The following is a 6,269-nucleotide window of genomic DNA, read 5'->3' on the forward strand; positions in this document are numbered from 1 at the left end:
TCAACCGCCGATGACTGCTTTCCTCCAGGCCTCCGCTTGGGTCTTGCGCTGGTCAACAGACTCCTGCGCAAGCTTCAACGCTTCTGCTGCGAGTGTTTTTGCCTTGTCATAATCGCCGCTCTCGGCGGCTGATTCTGCCGCTTTCAGCCGGGAAGACGTCGTGGTCCACTTAAAGTCGCCGGCATCCTTTTGGGCACTTTTAGCGTCGGAATAGATTTTCTGAAAATCTTCTTTAGCGCCTGCCTGGGCACACAGTGGTACCAGCAGGGAAAGCGTCAGGCCGACCGTCAGTAATGGCTTGTTCATTCCTGTTCTCCCGTCTTCGTTGCCGCTTATGGCCTGGTACTCGGGCCAACCACAGGCAGACCGTTGCTCATGTATGTCAGAAAATACTCGAGATTCCGGTACTCCTCACTCTGAGCCGGCAATGGTTCGGCACGAACGTTCTTGTTACAGCCCGCAAACCGCCGGTGTAGCGTGCCCAGCTCACCCCACTTGGAGCGATGGACCGGGAAACTAGAGGGCTGTCCGAGGGTAGGTGACAATAGATCGGCCCGGATCCACTTACCTGGGTTCTGGACGTGGCAACTGGCACAGGAAAAGTTCAACTGCCCTCTGCGGCTGTAATAGAACTGCTTTCCATCCTCGTAAGCAGCCAGGGCCTTGGGATCATCAGGAACCTTGATGTCGAAGGCCTCTCCCTCTGAGGTAGTGGCCATGTAGGCAGAGATAGATGCGATATCACCCTTCTTGTACTTCAGAGGTTTTTCGCCGTTCGCTTCCCGGCACTGGTTGATAGCGAGTTCCAGTGTGATAACTTGCTTCGTGCCCTCATCGAAGTACGGGTAGTTCTGGCGAACACCGATGCCACCATTCTCGAAACAACTGCCGTAGGTTTTGCCATTGGCAAAGGGGGCCTCAAACATTTCCTTGCCTTCTGCGACGGCAAATTCGTAAGGCGGAAAATCCTGCAGAGATTGCCACTGCGCCCGACGGTCTTCATTCAACGCGTACTGGCCATTGACGAAGTCTTTTAGCGGCACCTCGGGAAACATCTGTTTGAAGTATTCAACCGTTTCCTTCCGGTCCTCTTCCGGTGTGGCGCCTGCCAGAACCTGAGGTGCCAGTAGTGCCACTCCCATAGCGACCAGAATGATCTTTGCTTTAAGCATGTCCAACCCTCCTCTCCAGCGACTCAGGCCTCCAGGGCCCGGTCGCAGGGAACCTTTAGGCGATCGTCGCTTCGGTGGAATCGCTCTCGCCTTTATTATCGACCCAGCTAATAGTCAGCTTGTCACCTTTCTTGGCACCTTCGAACCGGCACTCCAGAAATGGATCCTTGGACACCGCCGGTCCCCAGTCGGCAACGAATACGTCCTCCCCGTTAAGGGAAATCGTCAGCACCTGGATGAAATGGGGGGGGACGATATTTCCGGCTGAGTCCTTCACAAACCCTGAATCCATCGGGTGTCTGACCAGGGCTTTAAAGGAAGTCACTCCGCCACTTTCTACTGCACGAACTCTGATACTGGACGCCATTTGATTTCTCCTGTCCTGCTAACGGTTAGCCGCCACAGCCGCCAACGGTTACTTTCACATTCTGGGTCGCCTTATAGGCCTTGCCATCGGAAATCACCACCGCCACAACGTCTGTGGTCTTGGCCATTTTCAGACGGTTGGACACAAACGGCAGAGTCCCCTTGGGAATCTTAAACGTCGCCGCCAGGGCATTGGGATTTTCCGCTACCAGCAAAGCAATACCTGTGACGTTAGGCAGTGTGGTTTCGACTTTTACCGGCACGACAGCACCGTTCTGGGCAATGGTGGGCAGATCCATGGAAATCTTGTCAGACTCTACCGCCTCCATTCCGTAGAGTCTGGAAATCGTGTCGTCCACGCCCGGTGTACCGAAGGCCTTTTTCGGCCAACTCGACGCATCGGGTGCTGCCTCTGCCCTGAGCGGAACCAGCCCGGAGCCAAGTGCGATGCCCGCAACGCCGGCGCCCAACACCCCTTTCAGAAAACCTCTTCGTGTTTGGTCTATCACGTCAACTCCTCCTCCGCATCTACAGCGTGTACAAATAATCAATAACCCGGTTGATCTGGTCTTTACTGAGGATCGAGTGACGACCGAATGGCGGCATCACTGTTTGCGGGTTGAACTGAGTCTCGTCCCAGATCCGTTTGAACAGGATTCCCCGGTCGGGATAACGGGTATTCATGTCGGCCAGTTCCGGGCCAATCGTCCCGGTCAGTTTGCCATCATCCATTTTGTGGCAGGCCAGGCAGTTGCCGTCTTTGCGGCTGAAAACCAACTCCTTTCCACGGTCAATGTCAGCCTGACTGGGTCCTGCCAGCACAACTGGCGCGACGCCAAGCGCGAGCGTGGTCAAACACACGTAAATTAACCCTTTTCGCATCACTCAATCCTCCTCGGCACATAATGGGGTCTGGCCCCGTCAGCCTTTACTCAGTGAGCCCCTCATCGAGGGGGCCGGTGGTGCTTGGTGTCAGGTTTTTGCCCGCTGCCGAGTCACTCACCGTGACCTCATCCTTGCAGTCGTGCATGCAGCGCACGTTGTGGGTATCGGGCCGTGGGTCTTGCCAGGTAAAGCCATCGCGATTGGGCATTTCTACTTTGGGCAGAGTGTCCCTGTTCGCCACAAAGTCTCCATCGACGATGTAATTCAGGTTCAGAACATAAGCCGTCAGGGCGTATACCTGATCGTCCGTCAGAGACTGGGGCGCGAAGAACGGCATGGCCCTGTGGATGTAATCCCAGAGCGTGCTGGCATAAGGCCAATAGCTACCCACCGTTTTCTCCGGACGGTCGTCGGCAAGAGACCCGTCACCACCGGCCAGTTTTGGATAGCGCCCCATCCCCTCACCGAATGCGCCGTGGCAGGACGAACAATAGGTTTCGAAGACCTTCAATCCGTCATCGACGGAGCCGCTTCCCTCAGGGAGGCCTTTACCATCAGGGCGCACATCAATGTCCCATCCGGCAATCTGAGCCTTGGTGGCAGTTTCGCCGTAGCCATAGTGGCCGGGCGATCCCGCGGTCGCCAGCAGCGGCATCGCACTGAACACAAAGCCAGAGCAAACGCCAACCAGGACTCGGGACAATTTAGCCAAGTTGAACATTGTCAACACTCCCATCCGCGTTGATTTGCCAGGTCTGAATCGCGTTTTTATGGTAGATCGAGTTGGTCCCGCGAACCGCTTTGAGTTGGGTCAGTGTCGGCTGCACATAGCCCGTTTCGTCGATCACACGGGACTGAATCAGGGCGGGGTTGCCATCCCAGTTCCACTCCAGCGCAAAACGGGTCAGCGATTTCGACATAACGGGTTCCCGAAGCGGAGCCTGCTGCCAGCTGCGGCCTCCATCGGTCGATACGTCCACCGCTTTGACCTTGCCCTGGCCGGTCCACGCCAGGCCTTCGATCTGGTAGATACCTTTCCCTCCCCGCAGGGGCATTTCGGGACATGGCGAGGTGATAACGGATTTGGCATCCATGACCCAGGTAAACCCGCGGGCGGTGCCATCGGCCAACAAGTCCGTGTACTTCGAGGTTTCTTCCCGCTGCATCCACGGCTTGTCACCTACTTCAAGACGGCGCAACCATTTCACATTGGTGTTGCCTTCCCAGCCGGGAACAACCAGACGAACGGGATAACCCTGCTCCGGGCGGAGCGCCTCGCCGTTCTGGGCATAGGCAACAATGACGTCGTCCATTACTTTTTCCAGCGGGATACTACGAGTCATGGCGGCACCGTCAGCACCCTCTGCCAGCACCCATTTGCCTTCCGGTTTGATACCCACTTCCTGCATTAATGTAGAGAGCCTGACTCCCGTCCATTCCGCACAACTGACCATGCCATGCAGAAACTGGAGAGAGTTGAGCTGGGCACCCCGCCACTCCATCCCCCCATTCGCGGGGCACTCGATAAAGTGGATCTGGGAAACACTGGGGAAACGCTGCAGGTCGTCCATCGAGAGGATAATGGGGCGCTCAACAAGACCATGGATCATCAGGCGGTGTTGTTGCGGATCCACTTCAGGGCGACCGGCATGGTGCCGCTCAAAGAACAGACCATTTGGGGTGATGATGCCCTTCAGATGCTGCAGCGGAGAGAAACTGACTGACGAGGTCTTCTCCGCCGTAAGCCAGGGTACATTCCGGCGAATCACCCCTTTTTCGTACGGTGACGGCATACCGTATGGATTGGTAACCACGCCAGCACCAAGGGAACGGGTCCAGAGCGGAACTTCGGGTGGGTACTGGGTTGCAGCGGCGCCAACTTTGGCAGAAAGGCCGGCGAACGTGCCGCCAACCATTACGCTGCCGGCTGTGAACAGACCATTTCGGAGGAATTGCCTGCGCTCAGTTGAAGATAAACGGTCTGACTCTTCCAGGGCAATTTTGGCCACATCCTGGCTTGGTCGGCGAAGCTTGCCGAACATATGGCGTTCCTCCTTCTATGCCCTGTTAATTGGCAGTCGGCCAGCAATCAGTGCAGTCTCTGAATGGCGATCTTTTTGTGAAAGTTATAAGGATATAACTACGGTATAGTTGACGAAGAGGAAGGGCGCAAGTGGCGCAAAAAGCCTGTAATCACTCGCTTAGCGCTCAAAAATGGAGATACTCCATACATTACAGTTAGTTAAGAATCTAAAATAAAAAGCCCGGGAGGTTAAAAAATGACCCAAATAAAAAACACGCTGACGATATTTTTGATCGGCACGTCTATGGCCCTGACCATAGCGTCACGCACAGTGGTCGCTGCATCGACGCCGAACTACCCCGATATCTCGGTGCCCTTCAGCGCTGAGTCTGTCAATATCCCGAATGTTTATTATTTTCCGGGACAGTCCGGCGTTCCTGATCAGTACAACGAAGGATTTACGTCCAACGCCGGGTTTGTGGTCACGAATAAGGGCGTCATAGTCTTTGACGCGCTAGGCACTCCCAGCCTGGGCGCCGCCATGTTGAGGGAAATCCGAAAAATCACGGACCAACCGGTTACGCACATTGTGGTGAGTCACTACCACGCCGATCACATCTATGGCCTTCAGGCATTCAGGGATCTGACAAATGCGGAGATAATTGCCCAGGGAAGCACCAGTCTCTATATCAACAGTCCTGACGCAGCTGAGCGGCTCAGGCAGCGAAAAAAGTCGCTTGCTCCCTGGGTTGATGACGGTACCCGGGTGATTCTGCCTGATCTGACCTTCAAGGATGAGATGTTTCTGACATCCGGCAATTACCGCTTCAGTATTTTTCACGCCGGCCCGGCACATGCACCCGGCGACAGTATGATGATGGTTGAGCCCGGCAATGTGCTGTTCTCCGGCGATATTATTCAGAATGGTCGGGTGCCGTTTCTGAACAGCCCTCAAGTAGACACCGGCAAATGGATGCAGGCGATAGAGAAAGTAAAAAAACTCAGGCCGGTCGTTTTGATCCCTGGCCATGGCGGAGCCTCTCAACACGCCATGGATGCCCTGAACTTCACTTACGACTACCTGAGCTTCGTGCGCGACAGGATGAAGAGTGCGGTCGACAACTGGATTCCATTTGAAGATGCCTACCAGCAGACCGACTGGTCTCGTTACGAGGCGCTTCCCGCTTTTGAGGCATCCAACAAGGCCAATGCATATCGGGTGTACCTGGAGATGGAACAGGCGGTTCTCGATTTAGCAAATACGCACCTAACGCAAAAGCCTTAGTGCCGAATCGTCCAATGGGATTTCAGGTAGTTGTGGCTGACCTGTGGTCGTTCGTTCACCTCACGAACATTAGTACCAGTCAGTAATTCGATTTACTAATTAATGAATCCGCCTACTAGAACGACCTGCCGACTTCACGAAAACTCAGATAATTCCTGCGTCCAAACTAGCTGCCATCGTTAGGCCAAGCTCCTCACACTGAACTATGAAATCTGCCTGGAAATCACCCATACAGATTAGCGGCTCATGCACTAAGCGCCAACGTAGGCCGGTCGTAATCGATGTGATTGCCCTGCGGGTGCCGGTGCCATCGTGGCCAGCTCTAATATAAAAAGCGAACGGCAAACCCTGGGTTTTCTCCAGGCAGGGGTAATAGCTGCGATCAAAGACATTTTATACGAATATGAAATATGCAATTTACGTTGCTGAGTGAGTGAGTTGATTTGATATTTGGGGCCTTAGAAAGTTAAGTCGACAACATAATCCCAACAACAAATTTCTCAGGATTGCTGCTTGAGCAATCCCGGCCAGCCAGCAA

Annotated in this window: 8 protein-coding genes and 1 pseudogene; 1 reads left to right on the top strand and 8 read right to left on the bottom strand. The window is 54.5% G+C overall.

Annotation, left to right across the window (positions count from 1 at the left end):
* The 7 genes from ENI00_RS07185 to soxC are packed head-to-tail and all read right to left on the bottom strand — an operon-like array spanning position 1 to position 4,465.
* Complete coding sequence (locus tag ENI00_RS07185; protein WP_304100843.1) at positions 1-306, bottom strand: hypothetical protein; 306 nt, start codon at positions 304-306, stop codon at positions 1-3.
* Between the two features lie 26 nt (positions 307-332).
* Entirely contained in the window at positions 333-1,172 is an 840-nt protein-coding gene (gene soxA, locus ENI00_RS07190) for a sulfur oxidation c-type cytochrome SoxA (protein ID WP_304100844.1), read from the bottom strand.
* 55 nt (positions 1,173-1,227) lie between these two features.
* Complete coding sequence (gene soxZ, locus ENI00_RS07195) at positions 1,228-1,539, bottom strand: thiosulfate oxidation carrier complex protein SoxZ (RefSeq protein ID WP_304100846.1); 312 nt, start codon at positions 1,537-1,539, stop codon at positions 1,228-1,230.
* Positions 1,540-1,564: 25 nt separating this feature from the next.
* Complete coding sequence (gene soxY / locus ENI00_RS07200; protein ID WP_304100848.1) at positions 1,565-2,047, bottom strand: thiosulfate oxidation carrier protein SoxY; 483 nt, start codon at positions 2,045-2,047, stop codon at positions 1,565-1,567.
* Positions 2,048-2,066: 19 nt separating this feature from the next.
* Positions 2,067-2,420, bottom strand: a complete 354-nt coding sequence (soxX, locus tag ENI00_RS07205) for a sulfur oxidation c-type cytochrome SoxX (protein ID WP_304100850.1) — start codon at positions 2,418-2,420, stop codon at positions 2,067-2,069.
* Between the two features lie 46 nt (positions 2,421-2,466).
* Positions 2,467-3,144, bottom strand: a complete 678-nt coding sequence (locus ENI00_RS07210; RefSeq protein WP_304100852.1) for a c-type cytochrome — start codon at positions 3,142-3,144, stop codon at positions 2,467-2,469.
* A complete protein-coding gene (gene soxC / locus ENI00_RS07215) occupies positions 3,128-4,465 on the bottom strand; it encodes a sulfite dehydrogenase (protein ID WP_304100854.1) in 1,338 nt (445 codons plus the stop codon). The genes ENI00_RS07210 and soxC overlap by 17 nt, the downstream gene beginning before the upstream one ends.
* 237 nt (positions 4,466-4,702) lie before the next feature.
* Between soxC and ENI00_RS07220 the strand changes: the two genes are divergently transcribed.
* Complete coding sequence (locus ENI00_RS07220) at positions 4,703-5,731, top strand: MBL fold metallo-hydrolase (protein ID WP_304100856.1); 1,029 nt, start codon at positions 4,703-4,705, stop codon at positions 5,729-5,731.
* A gap of 144 nt (positions 5,732-5,875) precedes the next feature.
* Here the strand turns inward: ENI00_RS07220 and ENI00_RS07225 are convergent.
* A pseudogene (locus ENI00_RS07225) lies at positions 5,876-6,118 on the bottom strand (flavodoxin family protein); the annotation flags it as partial.
* Positions 6,119-6,269 lie beyond the last annotated feature (151 nt).

Source organism: Marinobacter antarcticus, assembly GCF_011049865.1.
GTDB classification, from domain to species: domain Bacteria; phylum Pseudomonadota; class Gammaproteobacteria; order Pseudomonadales; family Oleiphilaceae; genus Marinobacter; species Marinobacter antarcticus_A.